The 23741-nt window shown below is 63.4% G+C and carries 21 protein-coding genes; 14 read left to right on the top strand and 7 right to left on the bottom strand.

Annotated elements, in window-relative coordinates; genetic code table 11:
• Window positions 1-38 precede the first annotated feature (38 nt).
• The 4 genes from rpmI (at window position 39) to IEY62_RS04790 (ending at window position 2980) form a co-directional block, all read left to right on the top strand.
• Entirely contained in the window at window positions 39-233 is a 195-nt protein-coding gene (gene rpmI, locus IEY62_RS04805; RefSeq protein ID WP_011774324.1) for a 50S ribosomal protein L35, read from the top strand.
• Window positions 234-352: 119 nt separating this feature from the next.
• Window positions 353-1018: a 50S ribosomal protein L20, sunset domain variant gene (gene rplT / locus IEY62_RS04800; RefSeq protein WP_189014525.1), complete on the top strand. Its 666-nt coding sequence runs from the start codon at window positions 353-355 to the stop codon at window positions 1016-1018.
• Window positions 1019-1044: 26 nt separating this feature from the next.
• A complete protein-coding gene (locus IEY62_RS04795; RefSeq protein WP_189014523.1) occupies window positions 1045-1956 on the top strand; it encodes a TrmH family RNA methyltransferase in 912 nt (303 codons plus the stop codon).
• 100 nt (window positions 1957-2056) lie between these two features.
• Entirely contained in the window at window positions 2057-2980 is a 924-nt protein-coding gene (locus tag IEY62_RS04790) for a cation diffusion facilitator family transporter (RefSeq protein WP_189014521.1), read from the top strand.
• Window positions 2981-3093: 113 nt separating this feature from the next.
• On the opposite strand, the gene IEY62_RS04785 is transcribed toward IEY62_RS04790, so the two are convergent.
• A complete protein-coding gene (locus IEY62_RS04785; protein WP_189014519.1) occupies window positions 3094-4302 on the bottom strand; it encodes an MFS transporter in 1209 nt (402 codons plus the stop codon).
• Window positions 4303-4465: 163 nt separating this feature from the next.
• Between IEY62_RS04785 and IEY62_RS04780 the strand changes: the two genes are divergently transcribed.
• Window positions 4466-4900 carry a (deoxy)nucleoside triphosphate pyrophosphohydrolase gene (locus IEY62_RS04780; protein WP_189014517.1) on the top strand — a complete coding sequence of 145 codons (435 nt, stop codon included), beginning with the start codon at window positions 4466-4468 and terminating at the stop codon, window positions 4898-4900.
• 15 nt (window positions 4901-4915) lie between these two features.
• Here IEY62_RS04780 and IEY62_RS04775 read toward each other — a convergent pair whose 3' ends face one another.
• On the bottom strand, window positions 4916-6010 hold the full coding sequence (locus IEY62_RS04775) for an Rv2578c family radical SAM protein (protein ID WP_189014515.1): 1095 nt from the start codon (window positions 6008-6010) through the stop codon (window positions 4916-4918).
• 91 nt (window positions 6011-6101) lie between these two features.
• On the opposite strand from IEY62_RS04775, the gene pcp reads away from it, so the two are divergent.
• Window positions 6102-6743, top strand: a complete 642-nt coding sequence (pcp, locus tag IEY62_RS04770) for a pyroglutamyl-peptidase I (RefSeq protein WP_189014513.1) — start codon at window positions 6102-6104, stop codon at window positions 6741-6743.
• Here the strand turns inward: pcp and IEY62_RS04765 are convergent.
• Both IEY62_RS04765 and IEY62_RS04760 read right to left on the bottom strand, forming a co-directional pair.
• Window positions 6740-7369: an SIMPL domain-containing protein gene (locus tag IEY62_RS04765; protein WP_189014511.1), complete on the bottom strand. Its 630-nt coding sequence runs from the start codon at window positions 7367-7369 to the stop codon at window positions 6740-6742. The genes pcp and IEY62_RS04765 overlap by 4 nt on opposite strands.
• Before the next feature lie 2 nt (window positions 7370-7371).
• Window positions 7372-7818: a hypothetical protein gene (locus tag IEY62_RS04760; protein WP_189014509.1), complete on the bottom strand. Its 447-nt coding sequence runs from the start codon at window positions 7816-7818 to the stop codon at window positions 7372-7374.
• 99 nt (window positions 7819-7917) lie between these two features.
• On the opposite strand from IEY62_RS04760, the gene IEY62_RS04755 reads away from it, so the two are divergent.
• The 4 genes from IEY62_RS04755 to IEY62_RS04740 all read left to right on the top strand — a co-directional run bounded on the left by IEY62_RS04755 (window position 7918) and on the right by IEY62_RS04740 (window position 13728).
• On the top strand, window positions 7918-8874 hold the full coding sequence (locus IEY62_RS04755; protein ID WP_189014507.1) for an LppM family (lipo)protein: 957 nt from the start codon (window positions 7918-7920) through the stop codon (window positions 8872-8874).
• A 197-nt stretch (window positions 8875-9071) separates the two neighbouring features.
• On the top strand, window positions 9072-10133 hold the full coding sequence (pheS, locus tag IEY62_RS04750) for a phenylalanine--tRNA ligase subunit alpha (RefSeq protein WP_189014505.1): 1062 nt from the start codon (window positions 9072-9074) through the stop codon (window positions 10131-10133).
• Window positions 10134-10135: 2 nt separating this feature from the next.
• On the top strand, window positions 10136-12679 hold the full coding sequence (pheT, locus tag IEY62_RS04745; RefSeq protein ID WP_189014503.1) for a phenylalanine--tRNA ligase subunit beta: 2544 nt from the start codon (window positions 10136-10138) through the stop codon (window positions 12677-12679).
• 182 nt (window positions 12680-12861) lie between these two features.
• Window positions 12862-13728 carry a trypsin-like serine peptidase gene (locus tag IEY62_RS04740; protein ID WP_189014501.1) on the top strand — a complete coding sequence of 289 codons (867 nt, stop codon included), beginning with the start codon at window positions 12862-12864 and terminating at the stop codon, window positions 13726-13728.
• A 399-nt stretch (window positions 13729-14127) separates the two neighbouring features.
• Here IEY62_RS04740 and IEY62_RS04735 read toward each other — a convergent pair whose 3' ends face one another.
• Window positions 14128-14793, bottom strand: coding sequence for a TetR/AcrR family transcriptional regulator (locus tag IEY62_RS04735; RefSeq protein ID WP_189014499.1), 666 nt, complete (start codon window positions 14791-14793; stop codon window positions 14128-14130).
• Between the two features lie 146 nt (window positions 14794-14939).
• Here IEY62_RS04735 and IEY62_RS04730 point away from each other — a divergent pair, with 146 nt between their 5' ends.
• The 4 genes from IEY62_RS04730 (at window position 14940) to IEY62_RS04715 (ending at window position 18432) form a co-directional block, all read left to right on the top strand.
• Complete coding sequence (locus IEY62_RS04730; RefSeq protein WP_189014497.1) at window positions 14940-15911, top strand: aldo/keto reductase; 972 nt, start codon at window positions 14940-14942, stop codon at window positions 15909-15911.
• A 22-nt stretch (window positions 15912-15933) separates the two neighbouring features.
• A complete protein-coding gene (locus IEY62_RS04725; protein WP_189014495.1) occupies window positions 15934-16968 on the top strand; it encodes an aldo/keto reductase in 1035 nt (344 codons plus the stop codon).
• A 51-nt stretch (window positions 16969-17019) separates the two neighbouring features.
• Complete coding sequence (locus IEY62_RS04720) at window positions 17020-17406, top strand: nuclear transport factor 2 family protein (RefSeq protein ID WP_189014493.1); 387 nt, start codon at window positions 17020-17022, stop codon at window positions 17404-17406.
• A gap of 384 nt (window positions 17407-17790) precedes the next feature.
• On the top strand, window positions 17791-18432 hold the full coding sequence (locus IEY62_RS04715; protein ID WP_189014491.1) for a 4'-phosphopantetheinyl transferase family protein: 642 nt from the start codon (window positions 17791-17793) through the stop codon (window positions 18430-18432).
• Here IEY62_RS04715 and IEY62_RS04710 read toward each other — a convergent pair.
• Window positions 18429-19766, bottom strand: a complete 1338-nt coding sequence (locus IEY62_RS04710) for a M1 family metallopeptidase (protein ID WP_189014489.1) — start codon at window positions 19764-19766, stop codon at window positions 18429-18431. The genes IEY62_RS04715 and IEY62_RS04710 overlap by 4 nt on opposite strands.
• A gap of 11 nt (window positions 19767-19777) precedes the next feature.
• The gene (locus tag IEY62_RS04705; protein ID WP_189015671.1) at window positions 19778-23716 is read right to left on the bottom strand and encodes a Pls/PosA family non-ribosomal peptide synthetase; all 3939 of its coding nucleotides are present in this window, start codon (window positions 23714-23716) and stop codon (window positions 19778-19780) included.
• Window positions 23717-23741: the final 25 nt, after the last annotated feature.

Genomic DNA, 23741 nt, shown 5'->3' with positions numbered 1-23741 from the left:
GCGGACTTGTCCGTGGATACGTAAGGAGATCGGTTCCCATGCCGAAGATGAAGACCCACAGCGGTGCTAAGAAGCGCTTCAAGCTGACCGGTACCGGCAAGCTGAAGCGTCAGCAGGCCAACCGCCGTCACTACCTGGAGCACAAGTCCTCCAGGCTGACCCGTCGCCTCGCCGGCGACAAGCTCGTCTTCAAGGGCGACGCCAAGGTCATCAAGAAGATGCTCGGCGTCTAAGTTCCAAGTTCTTTGGTTACTGCCATCCGGCAGGGACCGACTACACCAAAAGCCTTCTCAGGCCGGCCGGGTTTCCGGCAGTAGCAGCTTGGGATAAAGATTTCTGAAGGAGTACGCACGTGGCACGTGTGAAGCGGGCGGTAAACGCCCACAAGAAGCGCCGGGTTGTCCTCGAACGCGCCAAGGGTTACCGCGGTCAGCGTTCGCGCCTGTACCGTAAGGCCAAAGAGCAGCTGCTGCACTCGTTTGTGTACAGCTACGGTGACCGCCGTAAGAAGAAGGGCGATTTCCGTCGCCTCTGGATCCAGCGCATCAACGCTGCATCCCGCGCCAACGGCCTCACCTACAACCGTCTGATCCAGGGCCTCAAGGCTGCTGAGGTTGAAGTTGACCGCCGCATGCTCGCTGAGCTTGCTGTTTCCGACGCCAACGCTTTCGCTGCTCTGGTGAACGTTGCCAAGGCTGCCCTGCCGGCCGACACCTCCGCTCCGGCTGCCAAGGCTGCTCCGAAGGCCAAGGTTGCTCCGGCTGTTGCTACGGCTCCTGCTGTCAAGGCTGTCGTTTCCGACAAGCCGGCCATCGACGGCGCAGTTGCCGCCAATGGTGACGAGGCTCCGGAGGGCTACGCCATCAAGGGCAACGCCGAGTCCAAGAAGTACCACGTTCCGGGTTCCACCTGGTACAACACCACCGCTGCTGAATACTGGTTCTCCACGGTTGAGGCTGCGAAGGCTGCCGGTTTCGAGCCGGCCGGCGGCGAAGCCCGCCAGCAGATCAAGAACTAGTCGCAACTGCCACTAAAGTTCTTTATATGAACGAAACCGGGCGCCCGCAAGACTTTCCGATGACCAACCCCCGAGCAGATCGGGTGAGGGATGTCGCCAAGCTTGCCGGGCGCCCGGCGCGTTTAAAACGCGGGCGGTTCCTTGCCGAAGGGCCGCAGGCGGTGCGCGAGGCATTGACCCTGCACCGCGAGCGGGCAGCGGCGGGCGGACCCGCCGTCGTTCATGAAGTTTTCGCCAGCGAGGCGTGCCTTGACCGCCTCCCCGAACTTGCCGACCTTGCACAAGGGACTTTGCTGCGGTTGGCGAGCGACGAAGTACTCTCCGCCATGGCGGACACTGTCAACCCGCAGGGGATCGTTGCAGTCTGCAGTTTTGTCGACGTCAGCCTGGAGTCAGTGCTCGACGCCGGTCCGCAGCTTCTTGCGGTCATGTGCCAGGTGCGCGACCCCGGCAATGCCGGAACCGTGCTCCGCGCCGCCGATGCCGCAGGAGCAGACGCCGTGGTCCTGACCGGCTCCAGCGTGGACATCTACAACCCCAAGGCCGTACGGTCCACCGCCGGATCCTTGTTCCACCTGCCGGTGGTACTGGGTGCGGACGTCGAGGAACTTGTGGCGCAGTGCCGGGAGCGGGGGATAGGCATCCTGGCCGCTGACGGCTATGGAACCCTCAATCTGGACAAGCTCCAGGACGAGAACGCAGCACGGAGGCTCGGGAACGATTCCGTTGCGTCGGACTATGCCCTGGAGGCGCCAACAGCGTGGCTCTTCGGGAACGAAGCCCAAGGACTGTCAGAGGATGAACTTGCTTTGGCCGATCACCGTGTTGCCGTGCCCGTGTACGGTGCGGCCGAGAGCCTGAACCTGGGCACCGCAGCCACTGTGTGTCTCTACGCAAGCGCGCGTTCGCAGCAGGGCGCCCGAGTGGGGAATGCGTAAACACCGCGCTGCCGGGTACGGTATTGCTTGCAAGATCAGACGATGACGACTCTTCTTGGCCATTTCCATTCTTTCCCAAACCCGAAGAGGTGAAGCTTTCGTGGCTGCTGGTGGCGGTACCAAAGCGATTGTTGCGGCCCTCGCCGCAAATCTAACCATCGCTGTTCTGAAATTCATTGCATTTTTCCTGACCGCGTCATCGTCCATGCTCGCCGAGGCAATCCACTCGGTTGCCGACTCCGGCAACCAGATCCTGCTGCTGGTGGGCGGTAAGCGTTCCAAGCGGGCAGCCAGCCCGGAACATCCGTTCGGCTACGGCCGCGAACGCTACATCTACGCCTTCATCGTTTCCATTGTGCTGTTCAGTGTCGGCGGTCTGTTTGCCCTCTACGAGGCCTGGGAGAAGTTCCAACACCCGCACGGCATCGAGGGCGGCTTCTGGTGGGTTCCGCTGGCGGTCCTGGTAGGAGCGATCATTGCTGAAGGTTTCTCCTTCCGGACGGCGATCATCGAATCGAACCACATCCGCGGCAAGCAGAGCTGGGTGAAGTTTGTCCGCAACGCCAAGCAGCCCGAGCTGCCGGTCATCCTCCTGGAGGACTTCGGTGCGCTGCTGGGCCTGGTCTTCGCACTGTTTGGTGTCAGCATGACGCTGATCACCGGTGACGGCGTCTGGGATGCCCTCGGAACAGCGATGATTGGCCTGCTCTTGGTCGCCATTGCCGTGGTCCTGGCGATGGAAACCAAGTCCCTGTTGTTGGGGGAGTCCGCGACCAAGGAAGACGTCCAGCGCATCTCCGAAGCACTGCAGGCGGGTGGAACCAGGATCATCCACCTCAAGACGATGCACCTCGGACCCGAAGAGCTGCTGGTTGCAGCCAAGATCTCCATGGGTGCTTCTGAAACAGGCGAGGAGATCGCCAAGGGAATCGACGACGCCGAGCAAAGGATCCGTGCGGCCGTTCCCATTGCCCGGGTCATCTATCTTGAACCTGACATCGAGCGGGTCCAGGCCCAGGCCTAGTGCGGGCAACCCTGCAACGTTCAAGGGCTTAAAAATGGATGGCTCCGCGCAGGCGGAGCCATTCATTTTTTAAGTGCCGGTTCGATTTCCAGAAAGCCACGCTGGCCGATGGATCAGGCAGCCAGTGCTTTCCTGCGTTCAAGCGCACCGCTGATTACGGCTACCACCAGTCCGAGGATGGCGAGGACGGCTCCCACCAGGGCCGGGGCTACGTAACCCCAGCCCCATGCGATGACTGTGCCGCCGAGGAAGGCGCCCAAAGCGTTTGCTATGTTAAGGGCTGAGTGATTCAGCGAGGAGGCCAGCGAGGCCGCTCCCGGGGCCGCATCGAGAAGCCTGGTCTGCAAAGCAGGAGTAAGCATGGAACCGATGCCGCCGACGACGAAAGCCATGACGAAAGCGGACCACGCCCAATGGGCTGCGATGGCATAAACCACCAAGGCGGCTGCAATGCCGGGCATGACCCAGTAAATGGTGCCCATCACGGACTTGTCTGCCAACCGGCCGCCGATGATGTTGCCGACCACCATGCCGAGCCCGTAGAGGGCAACGACGGCGGGAATAAGGTTCTCCGGGATGCCGGCCACGGACGTCATCGTGTGGGCGATGTAGGTGTACACGGCGAAGAATCCTCCAAAGCCGATGATGCCGATGAGCAGCGCCAGCCACACTTGGAGCCGCTTGAGCGCCCCGAGTTCCCGACGGATGCTGGCATCCGGATGCGCGGCTTCGAAGGGGACAAACTTCCACACCATGGCAACAGTGAGCAGGCCGATGGCGCCCACTATGACGAAGAGAAGCCGCCATCCGAAGGTTTGTCCCACCCAGGTGGCCAGCGGCACACCGATGACATTGGAGACCGTCAGCCCGGCCATGACCATGGAAATGGCCCAGCCGCGTTTGGTTGGTGCCACAAGGCCGGCCGCAATGACAGCCGCCACCCCGAAGAAGGCTCCGTGGGGGAGCCCGGAGGCAAACCGCGACAACAGCATCAGGCCGTAGTCGGGGGCGATGAAGGATGTCAGATTCGCCAGCGCCAGGAACAGCATGAGGCCCAAGGCCAGGTTCTTCCTGGGCAATTTGGCCCCCAGGGCAGCAAAGACCGGTGCGCCGATCACGACACCCAGGGCATACGCCGAGATGAGGTTTCCCGCTTCGGGGGTGCTGATGCCGAGACCCTCCTCGACCTCCTTCAGCAGGCCCATCATGGCGAACTCGGTGGTTCCGATGGCAAATCCGCCCATGGCCAGAGCCAGGATGGCCAAGCCAAGGTGGCGTCGGGACTTTTTGGCGGCGACGGGCTGGGACGTGGTGATAGACATAGACCTGCTTCGGGGGCGTCTTACAAGCTGGGAGAAATGGAAGAAAATCCGATAACAAGTCTAGTTTGCCGCTGGGGCAGGGCACTACATATGTGACCATGCCCATGGGCAGGCGTCCGTAGACTATCCAGCCCCTCAGCTATCCAGCCCCTAGACTGTTGCGGTGACTGCATTGATAAACGTCGTGGGTGCCGCCGTCGTCGACTCTTTGGAAGCCCCCGGCAGTTTGCTGGTTGCCCGTCGCACCGCCCCGCCCCAATTTGCGGGCATGTGGGAGTTTCCCGGCGGCAAGGTTGAATCCGGCGAAGCCCCGGAAGCGGCGCTGCACCGCGAACTCGCCGAGGAGTTGGGGGTGCAGGTCAAGCTTGGCCCGGAGCTGGAATCGGGCAAGCCGGGCGGGTGGACTCTTAACGAGCGGGCCTCCATGCGCGTGTGGTTTGCCGAAGTGACCGCTGGTGAACCGCTGCCCCTGGAAGACCATGACGAACTTCAGTGGGTTTCGCTTGCCGATCCTGACCAAGCGCTTGGCCTGGCGTGGATACCGGCAGATCTTCCGATTGTCCGTGCGCTCCTGCAGCGGGTATCCATGCCCGCCTGAGACTGGCCGACAGGGCTAAAACAGAGGCTGTTGTCCCGGGAGGTGAACGGCGGGATTCGCCGTCCGGACGTCAGCCGGGGAAGCTGATTGCCGGGCATGCCGATGGCTGAATCCGGAGCTTCCTGTGAAGCCGTACTTCGCCTTGAAATGACTGATTCTGCCGCTCAACCATGCGCGGTATTCCTTGGACGCGTACCAACCATTGCCGTAGAGGCGCCGGTACTTGCCCACCAAGCCGGGGTGCTGGGCGGCCAGCCAATTCATGTACCACTCTCGCGTGCCGGGTTTGAGGTAGAGGGCTCCTGCGGATACTCCTGTGGCACCGGCCTGGGCCAATCCGGCGAACAGGGAGTCCAGGGCTTCGTCGGAATCGGTGAGCCACGGCAGGATGGGCATCGCCATGACACCGCATCCCAAGCCGGCCTCGCGGAGGCGGGCAATGAGTTTCAACCGGGCCCTGGGGGAGGGAGTGCCCGGCTCGATGAGCGCGGCGAGGTCCTCGTTGGTCATGGCCAGGGAAATGCCCAGATCTACGGGAACCTGGGTGGCGGCATGCTTGAGCAGGGGGATGTCCCGCGCCAGGAGTGTGCCTTTGGTCAAGATGGAGAACGGCGTGCCCGAGTCCGCAAGGGCCCGGATAATCCCGGGCATCAGGGCGTAACGGCCCTCCGCCCTCTGATACGGGTCTGTGTTGGTGCCCAGTGCAACCTGGTGGTGACCCCAAGAGGGCTTGGCAAGTTCTTTGCGGAGTACCTCGGCAGCATTGATCTTGACCACTACCTGGGAATCGAAGTCCCGGCCCGCATCGAATTCCAGATACGTGTGGCTCTTGCGTGCGAAGCAGTAGACACACGCATGGCTGCACCCGCGATAAGGGTTGACTGTCCATTCAAACGGCATGTTCGAACCCGAAGGCACCTTGTTGAGCACTGACTTTGCGGTGACCTCATGGAAGGTGACTCCGGAGAATTCGGGTGTAGAGACGGAACGCACAAGCCCGGCCAAGGGCAACAACGCATCCATCGCCGGGGCAGGGCTTGGAGCGGTGCCGCCATCCGCTTCCGGTGCCGGTTCACGCGTCGGTGAAAGTGCTTGTGCGTCCCATCTCATGAACTCCATTCGAATGTATGTTCGAACCAATGTCAAGGCCCCCGAATGTCCGTACCCCACTGCACGGGCCCCTCGTTGCTAAGGTGGGCCCATGATTCTGCTTACGGGTTTCGAACCGTTTGGCCAGGAAACGGTGAACCCTTCCTGGCTTGCCGTCCAGCTCGCCAAGGAGAGCCTCCAGGCAGAGGGGCTGGCCGTGGAGGCCATCGAGTTGCCATGTGTTTTTGGTGAGTCGCTGGGGATACTCAACAAGGCCATTTCCCGCCTCGCCCCGGAGGTGGTGGTCTGCGTGGGCCTGGCCGGCGGCCGGGACCGGATATCGCTGGAACGCGTCGCCATCAACTGTGACGACGCCAGGATTCCGGATAACAAGGGACAACGCCCCATAGATGAGGAGGTGGTCCCGGGAGGGCCTGCGGCGTACTTCTCCAGCCTGCCGATCAAGGCCGCGCTCAGAAATCTCCAGATCGTGGGGATAAAAGGTGAAATCTCCCAGTCGGCGGGCACCTACGTGTGCAACCACCTCTTTTACGGTTTGATGCATGCACTGGCGGTCCGGCCGGGCATTCGGGGCGGTTTCGTCCACGTTCCCTATCTTCCGGAACAGGTGGCCCCGGGAGGAGCAGCCCCATCAATGCCGCTGGAACTGACCGCCGAGGGAATCGCCGAAATTGTCCGCACTGCACTGGCCACGCACGAGGATTCCAAGCTGCCCGCCGGCGCAATCCACTAGATAAGTTCCCATTCCACCGTGATGCTGGCGGAGATTACCGATTCGCCCGCCTCAACCGGAAGCATCTCCGCGGCATAGGACGCCCGCACCATGCCACCCATGGGAACCGGGCCGCTGTGTACCGGTTGCTGGGAGATGGAAACCACGGAGCCCAGCCGGCACGAGGCCAGCGTCGCGTACTGTTCGGCCCTGGCCAAGGCATCCAGCCAGGCCGCCTCCTGTGCCTGGGCCGTGGTCCGGGATGGATCTGCCAGGCCCTGTTCCAAGCCGTTGATCCGGATGTCATCACCGCCGGCCGAGACGGCTGCAGCGATGGCCGCCGGCGCGCCCGCGTGGGATCGAATGCCGACGTGCAGTGTCGTGGACGCTACGTAGGCTGTCACCTTCTGGCCTTGCCCTTCAACCCACGCCACATCGGCCCGCAGGTTCAGCCCGCTCGTCCGAAGGTCCGCGTCCGGGACGCCCGCAGCACGCAGACTTGCCGCGACGGCGGCCGCCGACCTGCCGGCGTCGTCGTATGCTTTCGCCGCGGTTTCCCGTCGCGTCTCCACGCCGAGAGTCAGCGTTACCAGATCCGGAGCAGCCGTTGCGCTCCCTGTACCCGTCACGGTGATGGTTCGTTCCATGGCTAAGCCTCGATTCGATCATGGGCAGGGTGGTCCTGCCGGCGGTTGTTGGATTCGATGTAGCCGCCTGCCTCAAGCCCGGCCTGGCGCTCGAAGCAGTTCGCCAGTCCCGGGTTCCCGGTCCGGACCATCGACCAGCAGGCCGCGGCGCCGTAAAGGGCAAGGAACGGAAGCCCAAGGCAATACGCGTATTGCGTGCTGTGCCGTTCTTCGTGGCCCAGGAGCACTGGGTTGGTTCCAGCAACACCGTAGGGTGCCCGGTACAGGATCACGTTGCCAACGGTGAAAGCCCCGGCATGGGGGAGCTTCCAGTGGTAACCGGACGCTATCAGCAGGCCGCGTGGCCCGCGCGAAAGCCTCGAGCGCGACGTAACAGCCACCGCGAGTCCCAGCGGCGTGGACAGGTTCAGGACGTTTGCGATCTGCCGGAGGCGTTGCGCGGGAGTCATGAAGCCATGCTAGACCCGCAGCGTGTGGCAGGGCGTGGACGGCAGGGATACGCTGTTCGAGCACTCACTCGTGCAGGGGATGAATGGGGGAAAGAAAACATGAACGTAAAACGCGCCATGGGCGTGCTCGGTGTGCTGATTGCCGTCATGGTGGCCTTGACCGGATGCGTCAAGATCAACATGTCAGTCAAGGTCAACAACGAGAAAAGTGTCGACTACGAGGTTGTGTACGCAATCCAAAAGTCGGTTCTGGGAGACAAGTCCTTCGATGACTTCATGAAGTCCAACAGCGGCGGCAGCCAGGAGATGGATATTCCTGAGGGCGCCACCGTGGTGGACTACGAGGACGACAAGTACAAGGGCAAGCGGATCACCGCGGTGAATATTGACCCGGCCAAGCTGGCCGAATCGTCCAGTTCGGAGAACCCTTTTGACCTGAAAAGGGAGGGAGACTTCTACGTCATTTCCATGGGAAGTGTCACGGGAGCTGATAGCAGCGATCCCCAGGCATCCAGCATGGCAAAGTCGATGTTCGACGAAGCGTCCGTCAAGTTCACCTTCCCCGGGAAGATCGTTGAGGCCAAGGGAGCCGTTGTGGATGGCAACACGGCAACATTCGACATGCTGTCCATCAAGGAGACCGCCGTCCAGGTAAAGGCCGAGGCCAATGCCGGCATCCCGATGTGGATCATCTGGACCCTCGTGGCCGTGCTGGTGATTGCCGCGGCACTGGTGCTGCTGTTCGTGCTGTTGCGCCGGAAGTCAGCCCGGCAGTCGCCGGCGCTCGCAGGCGCCTCTGCGTACGGCCAAGGCATGAATGGCCCGGGGCAGGCCGGTTACGCGGCTCCGCAGCCGCAGTCGGACCAGCCGGGTTACCCGGCTCCCCAGCAGGGTTACGCGGCGCCGCAGCCTGGCCAGTCGGCCCAGCCGGCCCAGCAGGATTGGGCCGGTCAGGGCTATACGCCGGGGGCGCAATCCGCACCGCACCCAGGCAACGCGCACGACGACGGCCAGGTACCTCCGCCGCCGACCGCACCACCGGCTTCGGGCGCCTAAGAGCCCGGGCGAGTAACGCCGTCGTGGTGAAAGTGGCGGCTGTTTCACATAGCGGGATGCGTGCAGGCCGGTTAAATCCCGCCTGTGCGCTTCAACTAGACTGAGGGGTAGTGCCCGCCGTCCGCGGTGAGCACTACCCTTTCGTTTTTGCAGGCCTGCCTAGCCGGCCGCTCCCAACTCGTAGCTAAGAACAGTAGATGACTGACACTTTGCCAGGCGCCGCCATCCCGAATCCGCTGGATGAAGCCGCCATCAACGCCGCCGTCGAGGACGCCGTCGCCGCTATTGCGGCTGCTTCCTCCCTTGATGAACTCAAGGCTGTCCGCCTCGCCCACACCGGCGAGAAGTCGCCCCTGAGTCTTGCCAACCGCGAAATCGGTGGCTTGGCCAAGGAGCACAAGGCAGCTGCCGGCAAGCTCATGGGCTCCTCGCGCGGCCGGGTCAATCAGGCGCTCGCGGCAAGGACCCAGGTACTTGAGGCTGAGAATGACGCCCGAATCCTGATCGAGGAAACGGTTGATGTCACAGCTGCGCCGCGTCGCCGCCGTGCCGGTGCCCGCCACCCGCTGTCCACCTTGCAGGACAGGGTCTCGGACATCTTCGTTGGCATGGGTTGGGAAATCGCCGAAGGACCCGAGGTGGAGTCCGAATGGTTCAACTTCGATGCCCTGAACTTCAAGCCGGACCACCCGGCACGCGAAATGCAGGACACGTTCTTCGTTGAGCCTCCCGAGGCGCACCTGCTTATGCGCACCCACACCTCGCCGGTGCAGGTTCGTTCCATGCTGGAGCGCGAAGTGCCCATCTACGTCCTGTGCCCGGGCAAGGTGTTCCGCACCGATGAGCTCGACGCGACGCACACGCCGGTGTTCCACCAGTTCGAGGGTCTTGCGATCGACAAGAACCTGAGCATGGCTGACCTGCGCGGCACGCTGGAGCATTTCGCCCGCCAGATGTTCGGCGACGAAGCCTCCATCCGTTTGCGCCCCAACTACTTCCCGTTCACCGAGCCGTCGGCGGAACTCGACATTTGGCACCCGGGCGCCAAGGGCGGCCCGCGCTGGATCGAGTGGGGTGGCTGCGGCATGGTCAACCCCAATGTCCTGCGGGCTGCCGGCATCGATCCGGACGTCTATTCAGGTTTTGCCTTCGGCATGGGCATCGAGCGCACGCTCATGTTCCGCAACGAGGTCGGCGACATGCGCGACATGATCGAAGGCGATGTACGTTTCAGCGAGCACTTCGGGATGGAGATCTAACAGTGCGTATCCCACTTTCCTGGCTGCGTGAGTTCGCGCAGGTTCCGGCCGATGCCACGGCCGAAGATGTCATGGCGGACCTGGTCAAGGTCGGCTTTGAAGAAGAAGACGTTCACCGCCCCACGGATGAACTCAAGGGCCCTGTGGTTGTCGGCCAGGTGCTGAGCCTGGTCAAGGAACCGCAGACCAACGGCAAGACCATCAACTGGTGCCAGGTCCGGGTTGTCCCCGAGGGCCAGGGGCAGACCCTCACGGGCGAGGGCATCGACCCTTCAGGCGTGCAGGGCATCATTTGTGGTGCACACAACTTTGTTGAGGGTGACAAGGTGGTTGTGACCTTGCCCGGTGCAGTGCTGCCTGGAAACTTCCGGATCTCGGCCCGCAAGACCTATGGCCACCTGTCTGCAGGCATGATCGCTTCCGTGCGCGAGCTGGGCATCGGCGATGACCATGACGGCATTCTGGTGCTCTCCAGAATCGGCTTGGACCCCGAAATCGGCACTGACGCGATGGAACTGCTGGGTCTGTACGACCAAGCAGCTGAAATCAACGTCACCCCGGACCGCGGCTACGCGTTCTCCATCCGTGGTGTGGCTCGCGAGTACGCCCATGCCACCGGAACCTCCTTCGTGGATCCGGCGTCCAAGGTCGACGCACCGGCCTCCCTCCAGGGCGGCTATGGCGTGAAGCTCAACGACGACGCACCGATCTACGGCAAGCCTGGCTGCGACCGTTTCGTGGCCCGCACGGTCCGTGGTGTGGATGCTTCCCGTCCCACGCCGCCGTGGATGTCATCGCGCCTTCGCTTGGCTGGGGTCCGCTCCATTTCGCTGCCCGTGGATATTTCCAACTACGTCATGTTGGAGCTCGGCCAGCCGAACCACTGCTACGACCTCGACAAGCTTTCGGGCGACATCGTTGTCCGCCGTGCGGTCGCGGGGGAGAAGATCACCACCCTCGATGACAAGGAGCGCACGCTCGACGCCGAGGACCTCCTGATCACGGATGATTCGGGCGCCATTGGCATAGCCGGTGTGATGGGCGGAGCCCACACAGAGGTGTCCGATTCCACCACCAACATCCTGGTGGAAGCCGCACACTTCGACGAAGTATCCATTGCCCGCTCACGCCGCCGCCACAAACTGCCGTCCGAGGCGTCCAAGCGCTTCGAACGCGGTGTGGACTGGCATGTCGCCAACGTCGCAGCCCAGCGCGTGGTTGACCTCCTGGTGGAACTTGCCGGAGGTGCCGCGGACGAGGCCGGGACCGACGTCGGAACGGCACCTGACGCCGTCGTTATTGACCTGCCGGCCGGGTACGCCTCCGCACGGATCGGTATCGACTTCACCGAAGAGCAGATCACCACCTCCCTTGAGGACCTGGGCGCTGTGGTGGAGAAGACCTCCTCCGGATACCGTGTGACTGCACCAAGCTGGCGCAACGATCTCGAAACCAAGGAAGACCTCTCCGAGGAGGTCGCCCGCCTGGTGGGCTACGACAACATCCCGGCCACCTTGCCCGTGGCGCCTCCAGGGCGCGGCTTGAGCCGCACGCAGCAGCAGAAGCGCCGCGTAGTGCAGGCCTTGGCCGATGCCGGACTGACCGAGGTGCTGTCCTACCCGTTCGTCACGAAGGCCGCCAACGACACCTTCGGAGCGGCAGAGGAAGGCGTACCCCGCCCGGCATTGAAGCTGGCCAACCCGATCAGCGAGGAACACGGCTACCTCCGCACGTCCATCCTGCCGGGCCTGATCGAGGTGGCCCGCCGCAACCACTCCCGCGGTTTCCGCGATCTTGCCCTCTATGAGGCCGGCTTGGTGTTCCTGCCCGGAGACAAGCTCGGAACTGAGTCCATCCCGCCCCTGGGTGTCAAGCCCTCCGATGAGGTGCTGGATGCACTGTACGACGGCGTCCCCGACCAGCCGCTGCACATCGCCGCTGTCCTGACGGGCCATGATTCGCCCGCTGCCGCCACGCACAAGCCGCGCGCCTGGGATTGGGCCGACGCTGTTGACGTGGCACGCCTGATCGCCGATGTCTTGGGCGTTGAACTGGTTGTCAGCCAGGGCAGCCACCAGGCATTCCACCCCGGACGCGCGGCGCAGCTCGCGCTGCGCAACGGCGACGTGGTTGGATACGCAGGAGAACTCCACCCCAAGCTCCTCGCCGAGCATGACATGCCTGCACGTTCGGTAGCTGTTGAGGTGGACGTTGACGCGCTGTTCGAAGCTGCCGCGGACGTCATTGTCGCCAAGCACATCTCCGGCTTCCCCGTGGCGACGCAGGACGTTGCCTTGGTGGTTCCGCAGGACGTGCCGGCCGATCAGGTTCTGTCCGCGCTGCGTGAGGGTGCCGGTGAGCTCCTTGAGGACGTTTCACTGTTCGATGTGTATGTGGGCCCGGGCATCGATGAGGGTAGGAAGTCACTGGCCTTCGGCCTGCGGTTCCGGGCAAACGACCGCACGCTGACTGCGGATGAGGCTTCGGAAGCCCGTGCTGCAGCCGTGGCCGTTGCTGCCGACCGCTTTGGAGCTGTTCAGCGCTAGCCGTTGCTTGGCAGGGAAACCCCGGGACGTTTGTCCCGGGGTTTTTCTTTTTTATGAGATTCGACTCCCAGCATCTTGACAGACTATTCATGCGTGTATGACAGTTTTGTCATGCACATATGAAACATGTGTATCACATCCCTCGCACGGTTCCCTATAGGGCCGTCCTTTGAAAGGTACCCATGAAGAAGCAGAACATTGCTGTGCTTGTCGGGGCTGCAGTTATGGCTTTGACGTCATCGCTGGGAGGAGCCGCGGTCGCGTCAGAGTCGACGCCGCAGGTTTCCAGCTCTGCCCTCCAGCCGGTTTCCCACACGGTGGACAAGACGCAGACGTCAGGTTCCGCGGCCTCTCCACTGGCCGACAAGTACACCTTGGCAATGCCCTCCAAAGGTGGCGGAGCTTCCACGGACTCAGTGATCGGTGCTGATGGGAGGGTGCGGATCACTGACACTACGGCCGCACCCAACCGCTCGATCGTGCAGATTGAATTCAACGGAGGCTACATCTGCTCCGGCGCCCTGATTTCCGATGACACGGTGCTGACCGCCGGCCACTGCGTGCACGAGGGCGGTACGGGTTCCACTGCGGATTACTCCTGGGGAGTGAAGGTGGCTCCCGGCCGCAACGGATCAACCGATCCGTACGGGACCTGCGGCGCCACCCAACTCCTGACTGATCAGCGCTGGATTGATTCAGCCAACACCAATGCCGACTGGGGAGTCATCAAGCTCGACTGCACCATCGGCAACACCACCGGCTGGCTGAACTACGCCGGCACGACCACCAGCCTGAACGGGACCACCGCGACGGTCAGGGGCTATCCCGGCGACAAGGCCTTCGGCACCATGTGGTCCATGACCGGGTCCATTGACAGCACGCAGGCCGAGAAAGTCTTCTACAAGATGGACACCTACGGCGGGCAGAGTGGCGCGCCGGTCTACAACAGCTCCAGTACCATCGTGGCCATCCACACCAATGGAGGCAGCTCGAATTCAGGCACGCGCATCACCCCAACCCTGGCGAACTACCTGAACTCGGTGAAGTAGCGCTGGTGGGTTAACTCACCAACAGTGTTCCCCGCAGCGATCCTGGCTGCGGGGAACACTGCTGTTTGCCCGGAACGCATGAGCACCAAGCTACAGTTTGCCGGCGTTACTACGTGAGCTCCATATCACCGCATTCGCAGGTGTGGGGAAGTGGTCAGAGACGTCTTTGCTGCATGTGACTGAGGACCTCGCCAGGTGTTTCTCGTCTGAGACAGCCTGTCGACCGCGCCGAAGTCGGAGGCTCTGTATAAGGCGATAGGCCGTAAGGGCTAAATCGCGTCGTTCGCTCCGCGCACCGAGGGCCTGCCCCTCAACGGGGCCGGTGCACCGAGACCTCGGACTGGCCGCGGGGGACCGTTCAGGAAGAGGACGGCATGGATGGCTGGGAATGTATTCGCTTCAATCTTCGATCACCTGTTTGGGCCCTCCGAATCGGGCGGGAGCGGCCCTATTGCCTCCCCAGGCGGCAATGGCGCGTTCGACATAGGTTGCGACGCTGGCGTGTATGTCAGTTTCGGGGTTGAGGAGCCATTGCAGGCCGATGCCGTCCATCACGGCAGTGAATAGCCGCACTTCAATTTCAATCTGCGCCGGGGAGAGGTAAATGATGTCGCCGGTTTCGACTGCCTCCTGCAAGTGCCCGGCGAGGGTTGCCAGGTTCGAGGTGTAGCGCCGGGTGATGAACGCGTGGCCCGGGTGGCCGGGGCTGGAGGCTTCGGCCGCGATGGTGGTGAACAGTTCGAGCAGGCCGCGGATGTCCCGGTGGGCGGCCATGACCTCTGGCAGCCGGCGGAAATAGTCCAAGCCGCTGACATCGGTGAGGCCGTTCGCCACGGTCCGCCGGTCCCATTCCTCCAGCACGGCCGTGAGTAGGCCGTCCTTGCTGCCGAAGTGCTGGATCAGGGTGGCGTGGTTGACGCCGGCCTGCTCGGCAATCGTGCGGAGGGAGCCGCCGGCGAAGCCGTGTTTGCCGAAGACGTCCATCGCGATGCCGATGAGCTGCTCGCGTCGGCGGACCCCTGTGCGGTAGGGGCCCCGTGTTCTGGTCTTTGCGCTTTCTGGCATGTAACTACTTTCTCATGACCATTGCCGAAATGTAACCAGTCGGTTAGTGTTTAAGTTCGACCCGGCTGGTAGCCGCACGGCACCTCGTTGACTGATCGCTGCACTTGTCAGCTCGGTTCTGAAACTCGCAGATGGGAATCCTTTAGATGAAGTACTCCGTTCTCGGCCCGACCGGCGTGCGCGTGTCCCGCATCTGCGTGGGCACGGCGACCTTCGGCGTGGCACCGAGCGCACACGAAGCCGATGGCGTCGTGGGAGCAGCCCTGGATCTGGGCATCAATTTCTTTGACACCGCGGATGTCTACGGTTCGACGTCGACGTTCGACCGGCCCGGCGCTCCACCGGCCGCAGAGCGTGAGTCCGCCGAGGAAATCCTCGGCCGCTCCCTGGCCGGCCGGCGGGATGAGGTGGTGCTGGCGACCAAGTCGGGGGAGCGGAGGTTCGATCCGGATGCCGGTCTTTCGCGCCGGTACATCATCCGGCAGGTAGAACAGAGCCTGCGCCGGCTGAGCACTGACCGCATCGACCTGTATTACGCGCATTTCCCGGATCCGAACACGCCCCTGGAGCAGACACTTGCCGTCTACGATGATCTGATCCGGCAGGGGAAGCTGCGGTATGTCGCTTTGTCCAATCACACGGCCTGGCAGATGACCGAGGCCCTGTGGATCGCCGGTGAGCGCCGGCTGGTCTCCGCCCCCGTTGCCGCTCAGGTGATGTACAGCCTCTTGGACCGAAGCGCCGAAAAGGAACTCGCTGCCGCGTGCGTGAGGTTCGGTCTGTCGATCATTCCCTATGCCCCGCTGCACGGCGGTCTCCTTGCCGACCTGTCGGTCCTGGACCGGCCGATCGCCGGAGGCAAGCGCTACGGCGGGCCTGGATACTCCAATGCGGAGATCGCCGTCGCGCGCCAACTCGACCAACTGGCCCGAGAGTGGGGGCTGGGGATGCAGCAGGTCTCGCTGGCCTGGCTGCTGTCCCGCCCGGCCGTGGCATCGGTGATCGTTGGAGCCGAGACGGCCGACGAGCTCCGCGCCAACGCCGCCGCTGCAGATATCGAGCTCACCCGGGAACAGCTGGATGTGGTCTCGGCGCTGACCGCCGAGACCGCGTCCTGACCGGAAGATACGAGGAACACTGATGAAGTACTCACTCCTTGGCCAGACCGGTGTCAGGGTCTCGAAAATTGCGCTGGGCACCGCCACCTTCGGAGTCGCGCCTGGCGCGGAAGACGCAGAGCGCGTCGTCGGTGCTGCGCTGGAGCTTGGCATCAACTTCGTGGATACGGCCGACGTCTATGGCAACATGCCCGTATTCGATCGGCCTGGAGCCAAACCTGCCGCGGAGCGCGAACCCGCCGAGCAGATCCTCGGACGTGCCCTGCGCGGACGCCGTGACGAGATGGTGATCGCCACCAAGTCCAACGGCATCGTCGGGCTCGGTGTCAATGACCGAGGGCTGTCACGCCGGCACATCATAACCCAGGTCGAGAAGAGCCTGCGGCGCTTGCAGACCGATTACATCGATCTCTACTATGCCCACGACATCGACCCGGACACGCGGCCGGAGCAGACGCTTGAGGTCTACGACGATCTGATCCGGCAGGGCAAGATCCGATACGTCGGCCTATCCAACCACCCGGCCTGGCAGGTCACCCGCGCGCTGTGGATCGCTGACGACCGCCGACTGGCCTCCGCTCCCGTAGCCGCCCAGGTGAAGTACAACCTCATCGACCGCGCCGCCGAGCGGGAGCTCGCACCGGCTTGCGAGCAGTTCGGCCTGTCAATCATTCCCTATGCCCCGCTGCATGGTGGCCTCCTGGCTGATCTCGCGGTCCTGGATCGTGAGGTCTCCGGCGACGAACGTTTCGGAGCGCCGGGGTTCTCCGAGGCGGAAGTCTCGGTGGCCCGCGAGGTGGATCGGCTCAGTCGTGAATGGGGCTTGAGCCCTTACCAGGTCGCCCTGACCTGGCTGTTGTCCCGCCCCGCCGTCGCCTCGGTGATCGTCGGCCCGGAGACTGTTGATGAGCTGCGCGCAAACGCCACCGCCGCGGATGTCCTGCTCGACACCAAACAGCTTGATGCCTTGACGGCGCTGGCCATCGAACCGCCGGCTTTCCACCATCGTGCCGGTGAGGGGCCGCTCAAGCCGACCAGCGCAGACGCGATCGTCTAATCCCGCATTTTTTCGGACCTTTAAGGACCACCAAACAGTAAGGATCCAAGCATGTCCCGTGCAGACCAGAGCACCATCGACTTCCTGAACGAGTACTTCGCCGTCATGGAGAAGAAGGATTACGAATGTCTCGGCGGCTACTACGCCGACGACATCACCCTCACCTTCGCCAACGCTCCTACTGTCAAGGGCAAGGACGCGGTGCTGGCGCAGATGACTGCGATCGGCGGCAAGGTCGAGTCCCTGGCCCACCCGCTGGTCAACATCTGGCAGGAGGAAGACGGCGTCGTCGTGTTCGAGGTCGACAGCGCCTGGCGCTTCCTCGACGGCGTCGAAGTGACGATCAGGGCCTGCTCGATCTTCACCATCGCCGACGGGAAGTTCACCGACCAGCGCATCTACGTCGACAATGGCCCCATCAACTCCCATCTCAGCTGATCCCGGCAAGAACGAGCCGTTCGAACGATATTGAACGGCGACGCAAGAAATTTGTTTGTACCCTTCGAAGCCCTTCAAATCATGCGAAATGGCCTGCATTAAGCTGCTGGTGGCCGGACCATCTCAAACATATTTGTCGTCGCAAGTCTGGCCACCGGTGAGCATCCTGAATCGCTTCCGATCTTGTGGTCGGACATAGAGCCACTACTTCTAATCTCTGACGGGAGTCAATAGGCGCAGTCCTTGGCAGACGAACGGGACAAAGATTGGCAGACCCGAGGAAACACTAAAGATCCGGTCCCGCTCGGAACCGGATCTTGAGCCTAATGCCACCCATCTCATGTTCTAACATTCATTGGGGACAAGGCTGTGAAAGGGGTGGTGATGGATAAGCCTGTGTTTGAGCTGCGCACGCTCGATGCCGTGTCCATGTCCGACGCGCTGTGGCAGGAGCTTGGTCACCCTGCCCGGCAGCGCGCCCTCCGCTTCGCCAGACCCGAGGACCGGGATGAGTTCGTGGCCGGCAGGTTCGCGCTTCAGCAATTCGCGGCGTCACTACTCGACGTTGACCCCACCCGGCTCACGCCGGACTATGTCTGCCCGCAATGCGGCCCCGGCCAGGACCATGGCCGTCCCGGTTTCCTGCTCGACGGCGGCCCGTCACCTTTGGTGCTGAGTGCCTCCCGGGCGTCGGGCTGGGTGCTGTTGGCCGGCGTCGTGCATCCAGCCGAAGGGCTCCGGCTCGGAGTGGACCTCGAGACTGCGGACAAGACCGGCTTCGAGGGCTTCGACGACGTCGCGTTGACGGCACCGGAGAAGCAGTACCTGTTATCCCTCCCCGGGTCCGGGCGTGACGCTACCCGAAGCCGTCTCTGGGCGCGGAAGGAGGCCTGGCTGAAGATGACAGGAGAAGGCCTGCGGAGAAACCCCGCCGAAATGGATGTCCTGGACCGCGAAGGAATACAGGATCTGGACCTGGCCGCTGGGCAACCCCAGGGGCTGGTGGCAGCCGTGGCCCTGGGCTAGCGCGTTGCAGGAAGTGGCGGAAGCGCGGCCTGGTACAGCCAGGGCCGGAGTATCGCAGCCGCATCGATGCCTGGAATGAAGGCGTCCGCAGCCGCGACGAACGATTCCGTGGATACTGATCCGTGCCGGTTCGCGGCAGTCCAATGCTGCAGGAAACCGAAGAATGCTTCGTCACCGGCCGCCATCCGCAGAGCGTGCACGGCCAGAGCCCCGCGCTTGTAGACGCGGTCATCGAACATCAGCTCAGGCCCGGGGTCACCCACCAGCAGGTCCTGGGGCCCGGCGTCGAGCTTCTTCCACGCGGCCAACGCCCGCGCAGCAACCGTCATGGTCCCGGATTCCTCGGACCACAACCATTCGGCATAGCAGGCAAAGCCCTCATGGAGCCAGATGTCTTTCCAGTTGCTGACCGTCAGTGAATTCCCGAACCACTGATGGGAGAGCTCGTGGGCGATCAGCCGCTGGGAATCCCACGCGTCTTTCATGTGATTCCGGCCAAATATGGAGACTGTCTGGGCTTCCAACGGAATTTCCAGTTCGTCCTCGGTCACCACTGAGGTGTAGTCGGTGTAGGGGTACGGGCCGAAGCAGTCCTCGAAAGTCCGCATCATGTCCGGCTGGCGGTGCAGGCCCTGAAGAGCGTCCGCGGTCATTTCGGGCGTGACGGCGACGAATTGGGGGACCCTGTGGTGGGTATTGTCCTCGTGCAGTGGAACCTTCACGTACCGGCCGATTTGAACGGTGGCCAAGTACGTCGCCATCGGCTCAACCTGCTCGTAGACCCACGTTTCCCGACTGGACTTGCGGGAATGGGATACGAGCTTGCCGTTGCAGACCGGGCGGTAGTTCTCGTCCGTGGTCACGGAAATCAGGAAACTGGACTTGTACCGGGGGTGGTCATTGCAGGGGAACCAGGATGCTGCGCCGTTGGGCTGTCCGGCCACCAACACGCCGTCGTTCAGTTCTTCCCAACCCACGTCTCCCCACAACCCACGACGCGGTTGCGGATTGCCGTCGTAGCGGATCTCCAGCAAGAATTGCTGCCCGGCTTTGAGCGCAGAGGGTGGATTAAGGACCAGGTGCTCGGCCCTGTGGCTGAATTTCTGCACCTTCCTGCCGTCCAGTTGAACCTTGGACGCCCGTAAGCCCACCAGGTCCAGGACAATCTGTGTGGTTGGTTCCAAGGCAGTGCACCTCAGGACCGCTTTGCCAATCAGCTTGTTGCTGCCCAGCCTCACGTCGAGCTCCAGCTCGTATCGGTCCACCCGGTAGCGCGTGCTTCCGTGGTCCAGGGTGTAGGGATCGGGACTGGGGGTGCTGATGGGTGCGGTCATTAGCTCCCAATCTACTTGAGACGGGGAGCTTGTGCTGACGGACCCACCCACGGGCTCACCGGGTTGCCCATCCAGTACGTCCCTGCCGGGACGGTTTCGCCACGCATGACCAACGACGCCGGACCAACCGTCCCGCCGTCGCCGATACTTGCCGCGGGGAGGATCACACCGTGCGGGCCCATGGTGGCCCCGTTGCCGAGTGTCACAGTGTCCAGGCTCATGACGCGATCATGGAACAGGTGTGTTTGGACCACACAGCCCCGGTTGACCGTGGAGTTCTCGCCCAGGGTGACAAGGTCCGCTTCAGGAAGCCAGTAGCTTTCGCACCACGTGCCGCGCCCTATCTTGGCTCCGAGTCCGCGCAGCCACCACACAAGGGCCGGCGTACCTGCCGCTGACCGGGCAAACCACGGCGCGCTCACCATTTCGATGAAGGTGTCCACTACCTCGTTGCGCCAAATGAAGGAGCTCCATAGCGGGTGTTCCCCGGCCCGGATGGTCCCCACAAGAACCCACTTGGCAACCACGGCACTGAGGGCAGCGACTGCTCCGGCCGCCAGCATCACTACGCCGCCAAGCACTGCTGCGATCCAGTAACCCCAGGCGCCGGCGATCCAGTCCAGCATCAGCATGACTCCAGCGGCGATCGCTACGGTGAGGATGACCGGGACCAGCCGGCACAATTCCCATAAGGCTCGTGCCACTTTGAGCTTGGCGGGAGGCTGGAAAGTGCGGGTTTGGTCCGCGTCTACGGCAGTGCGACGCAACCGGACGGGAGGACTGCCCAACCAGGAGGTGCCCGACTTGGCCTTGGCGGGTGTGGCCGACAACACCGCAACGAGGGAGTTTTTCGGTACGTTGCGTCCGGCCGCAGTCATGCCGGAGTTGCCCAGGAAGGAACGTTTCCCGATCTTGGCCGGGGCAATCTTCATCCAGCCGCCACCGAGTTCGTAGGAGGCCACCATGGTGTCGTCGGCAAGGAACGCGCCGTCGCCGATGGTGGTCATCCTGGGGACCAGCAGCACCGTGGAAGCTTCCACATTTTTGCCCACCTTGGCGCCCAGTAAACGCAGCCAAACAGGCGTGAACAGGCTGGCGTAGATGGGGAAGAGAAGGTCCCGGGCCATGTCCAGGAGGCGTTCGGTGGCCCAGACCTGCCACCCGACGCGGCTGCGAACCCGGTAGTAGCCTTCTTTGAGTCCCAGCCCGAGGAGCCGGGCAACCATCAGGATCAGGACAAGGTTGCCGAAGAACCAGACCAGGGCGGCCAGGGGCAAGGCGAGGACGATCCGGGGGAGTGATGTGTCCAGCGAATCATGGCCTTGAATGAACGCCAGGACCACCAAGGCACCCGCGAACGCCGAGAGGTAGGGAATGAGTGACAGCAGGGCAGAGGCGCCGGCAAAGGCGGAGAACCACAGCCGGTCAACCATCGAACGGCGGCTGCTGGCCTCGGGCCATTCGTGCTTGGCCTTGCCGCGGCGCTCAGCGGGGGATCCGGCCACGAGATGTCCGGCTTTGACTTTGCCCAGTACCGCCGAGCCTGCATCGACGTGGGCGCCTGCCCCAATGCTTGCTCCAGGCATCAGAGTGCTCCGGGCGCCAACCACGGCCCCGGCTCCCACGTGGATCTGGCCGATATGGACCGAGTCGCCGTCAACCCACCAACCGGACAGGTCAACTTCCGGCTCGATATTTGCTCCACTGCCCAAAGAGAGCAGGCCGGTAACAGGTGGCAAGGAGTGAAGGTGCACGTCCCTGCCGATTTTCGCGCCGAGCGCGCGGGCGTAATAGGGAACGAAAGGCGCGCTGGCGAGGCCGATCGCGCCCGAAAGATCCTGGATTTGCTCGGCGAGCCACAGCCGCAGATGGGTCTTTCCGGACCGCGGGTAAGTCCCGGGAACCACCTTGCCCAACAGGAGGCGTGCCGCGAGAACCGAAATCGCCATCCGGCCCAGGGGGCTGACAAAAATCAGCCAGGACAGACCGATCCACCACCACGACACCACCGGAGCGGCAGAGAAGCCGGCAAATTCAGCCAGCAACTTGTTGGCGGCCATGAGATAGGTGAGCCAACGCATTCCCACCAGGATGTGCAAAGGAACGCCCATCAGCACCTGGAAGACCTGCGACTTCACAGCGGTAGGGCGGACGGTGCGCTCGGCAGCGGGACCCGGCGTGCCGCCGTCGGGAAGTGATTGTCGGGCAGCATCGATCAACGCCCCAACGCGGGGCGTAGCGTAGATGTCGGCCACGGTAATGACGGGGTACCTGACGCGCAGCGCGGAGACGAGCTGGGCCGCGGCCAAGGACCCGCCACCGTAAGCGAAGAAATCGGCGTCGAGCGAACTCACGGGACTGCCCAGGACCGCTTCCCACTGCTCCACCACCCAGCGCGCGTCGTCGGGCAGGTTCAGCGGGGCGTTGTTTGCCTCCGTGGCGCCGGTTCCGGCCAGCGGCCAAGGGAGGGCGTGGCGGTCCACTTTGCCGCTGGTCTTGGTGGGGAGCGAATCCACCACGGTCAACAAGGGGATCAAAGCAGCCGGGAGGCTTTCGCCAAGCAGCCGCCGGGCCTCGTCCATGCTCAGCTCATAACCCTCAGCGGGAGCCAGGTAGCCCACCAGGATCTGGTTGCCGGCAGCCGTTGTCTGTACTGCAGCAGCTGCGCCGGCGACGCCGGGCAAGGACTGGAGCGCTGCGTCCACCTCGCCCAATTCAATCCTGCGCCCGCCGAGCTTCACCTGTTCGTCAGCGCGGCCCATGAAGATCAGGCCCTCGGCCTCGAACCGCACCAGGTCACCCGAGCGGTACGCCCGGTCCCATGCCAGCGTTGGCATGGGCGCGTATTTCTCGGCGTCCTTGGCTGGATCCAGGTAGCGGGCAAGTCCGACGCCGCCGATGATCAGTTCGCCGATCTCACCTTCGCCCACCGGGACGCCGTTGGGATCGACGACGGCGAGGTCCCAGCCATCGAGCGGCAATCCGATCCGCACGGGGCCGGGCCCACCCAAGGGAGCGGCACAGGCAACCACTGTCGCTTCGGTGGGGCCATAGGTGTTCCATACTTCACGGCCGTCCACGGCGAGACGCTCGGCCAGCTCGGGAGGGCAGGCTTCACCGCCGAAGATGAGAAGACGCACGTTTTCCAGGGCCTCGGCCGGCCACAAGGCGGCGAGTGTCGGCACAGTGGACACCACCGTGATGCCGTGGTTGATCAGCCAGGGACCGAGGTCCATTCCGGTGCGGACCAAGGCCCGGGGTGCAGGGACCAGGCACGCGCCGTGGCGCCAGGCAAGCCACATCTCTTCGCATGAGGCGTCGAAGGCCACCGAGAGGCCGGCGAGCACCCGGTCCTGGGGGCCAATGGGCTCGGCCTTGAGGAAGATCCGGGCCTCCGCGTCCACGAAGGCGGCTGAAGAACGGTGCTTCACTGCCACACCCTTTGGCGTGCCGGTGGACCCGGAGGTGAAGATGATCCAAGCATCGTCGTCCAGCCCGGGTTTCTGCGGACCGGAGAGGGCTTGGTGCGAAGCGTCGGACAGTTGGACATCCAGCCCCGCACCGATGATTGCAGCCACCTTGGCCTCACCGAACACCAAGCGCGCCCGTTCCTCGGGGTCGTCGGCATCGACGGGCACGTAGGCGGCCCCGGCCATCAGGATGCCGAGGATAGCCACGTACAACTCGTTGGTTCCTGAAGGAATGCGGACGCCGATTTTGGCGCCAGGGCCCACACCGGCTGCGTTCAGGGTCCGGGCAAAAGACCTGACTGCGGCGAGCAGTTCTGTGTAGCTGAGTGACTTGTGCCCGTCGTCCAACGCTGAAGACTCCGGAAAGGAGGCCGCGGTGGCCTCCAGGATGTCCACGAGCGTACGTTCGGCGGGTGCTGCGGTTCCGCCCGGCAGCTGGGGGCGGTACGTGGTCAAGGCAGGCGTGTGCCCGGCCCCCATGGAATGTTCTGTGCTCACAGGGCCA

It is taken from the genome of Paenarthrobacter histidinolovorans, assembly GCF_014647595.1.
GTDB lineage: Bacteria > Actinomycetota > Actinomycetes > Actinomycetales > Micrococcaceae > Arthrobacter > Arthrobacter histidinolovorans.
Note: the sequence above shows the minus strand (reverse complement) of the source record. Positions and strands in the feature narration are given on the sequence as shown.

Coding starts and splice junctions, on each gene's coding strand:
- IEY62_RS04760 (WP_189014509.1), bottom strand. CDS start 7,818: ATGACTCCCGCGCAACGCCTCCGGCAGATCGCAAACGTCCTGAACCTG.
- IEY62_RS04740 (WP_189014501.1), top strand. CDS start 12,862: ATGAAGAAGCAGAACATTGCTGTGCTTGTCGGGGCTGCAGTTATGGCT.
- IEY62_RS04755 (WP_189014507.1), top strand. CDS start 7,918: ATGAACGTAAAACGCGCCATGGGCGTGCTCGGTGTGCTGATTGCCGTC.
- rpmI (WP_011774324.1), top strand. CDS start 39: ATGCCGAAGATGAAGACCCACAGCGGTGCTAAGAAGCGCTTCAAGCTG.
- IEY62_RS04735 (WP_189014499.1), bottom strand. CDS start 14,793: ATGCCAGAAAGCGCAAAGACCAGAACACGGGGCCCCTACCGCACAGGG.
- IEY62_RS04720 (WP_189014493.1), top strand. CDS start 17,020: ATGTCCCGTGCAGACCAGAGCACCATCGACTTCCTGAACGAGTACTTC.
- IEY62_RS04775 (WP_189014515.1), bottom strand. CDS start 6,010: ATGAGATGGGACGCACAAGCACTTTCACCGACGCGTGAACCGGCACCG.
- IEY62_RS04795 (WP_189014523.1), top strand. CDS start 1,045: ATGAACGAAACCGGGCGCCCGCAAGACTTTCCGATGACCAACCCCCGA.
- pcp (WP_189014513.1), top strand. CDS start 6,102: ATGATTCTGCTTACGGGTTTCGAACCGTTTGGCCAGGAAACGGTGAAC.
- IEY62_RS04785 (WP_189014519.1), bottom strand. CDS start 4,302: ATGTCTATCACCACGTCCCAGCCCGTCGCCGCCAAAAAGTCCCGACGC.
- IEY62_RS04725 (WP_189014495.1), top strand. CDS start 15,934: ATGAAGTACTCACTCCTTGGCCAGACCGGTGTCAGGGTCTCGAAAATT.
- IEY62_RS04705 (WP_189015671.1), bottom strand. CDS start 23,716: ATGGGGGCCGGGCACACGCCTGCCTTGACCACGTACCGCCCCCAGCTG.
- IEY62_RS04710 (WP_189014489.1), bottom strand. CDS start 19,766: ATGACCGCACCCATCAGCACCCCCAGTCCCGATCCCTACACCCTGGAC.
- IEY62_RS04765 (WP_189014511.1), bottom strand. CDS start 7,369: ATGGAACGAACCATCACCGTGACGGGTACAGGGAGCGCAACGGCTGCT.
- IEY62_RS04715 (WP_189014491.1), top strand. CDS start 17,791: ATGGATAAGCCTGTGTTTGAGCTGCGCACGCTCGATGCCGTGTCCATG.
- IEY62_RS04730 (WP_189014497.1), top strand. CDS start 14,940: ATGAAGTACTCCGTTCTCGGCCCGACCGGCGTGCGCGTGTCCCGCATC.
- pheS (WP_189014505.1), top strand. CDS start 9,072: ATGACTGACACTTTGCCAGGCGCCGCCATCCCGAATCCGCTGGATGAA.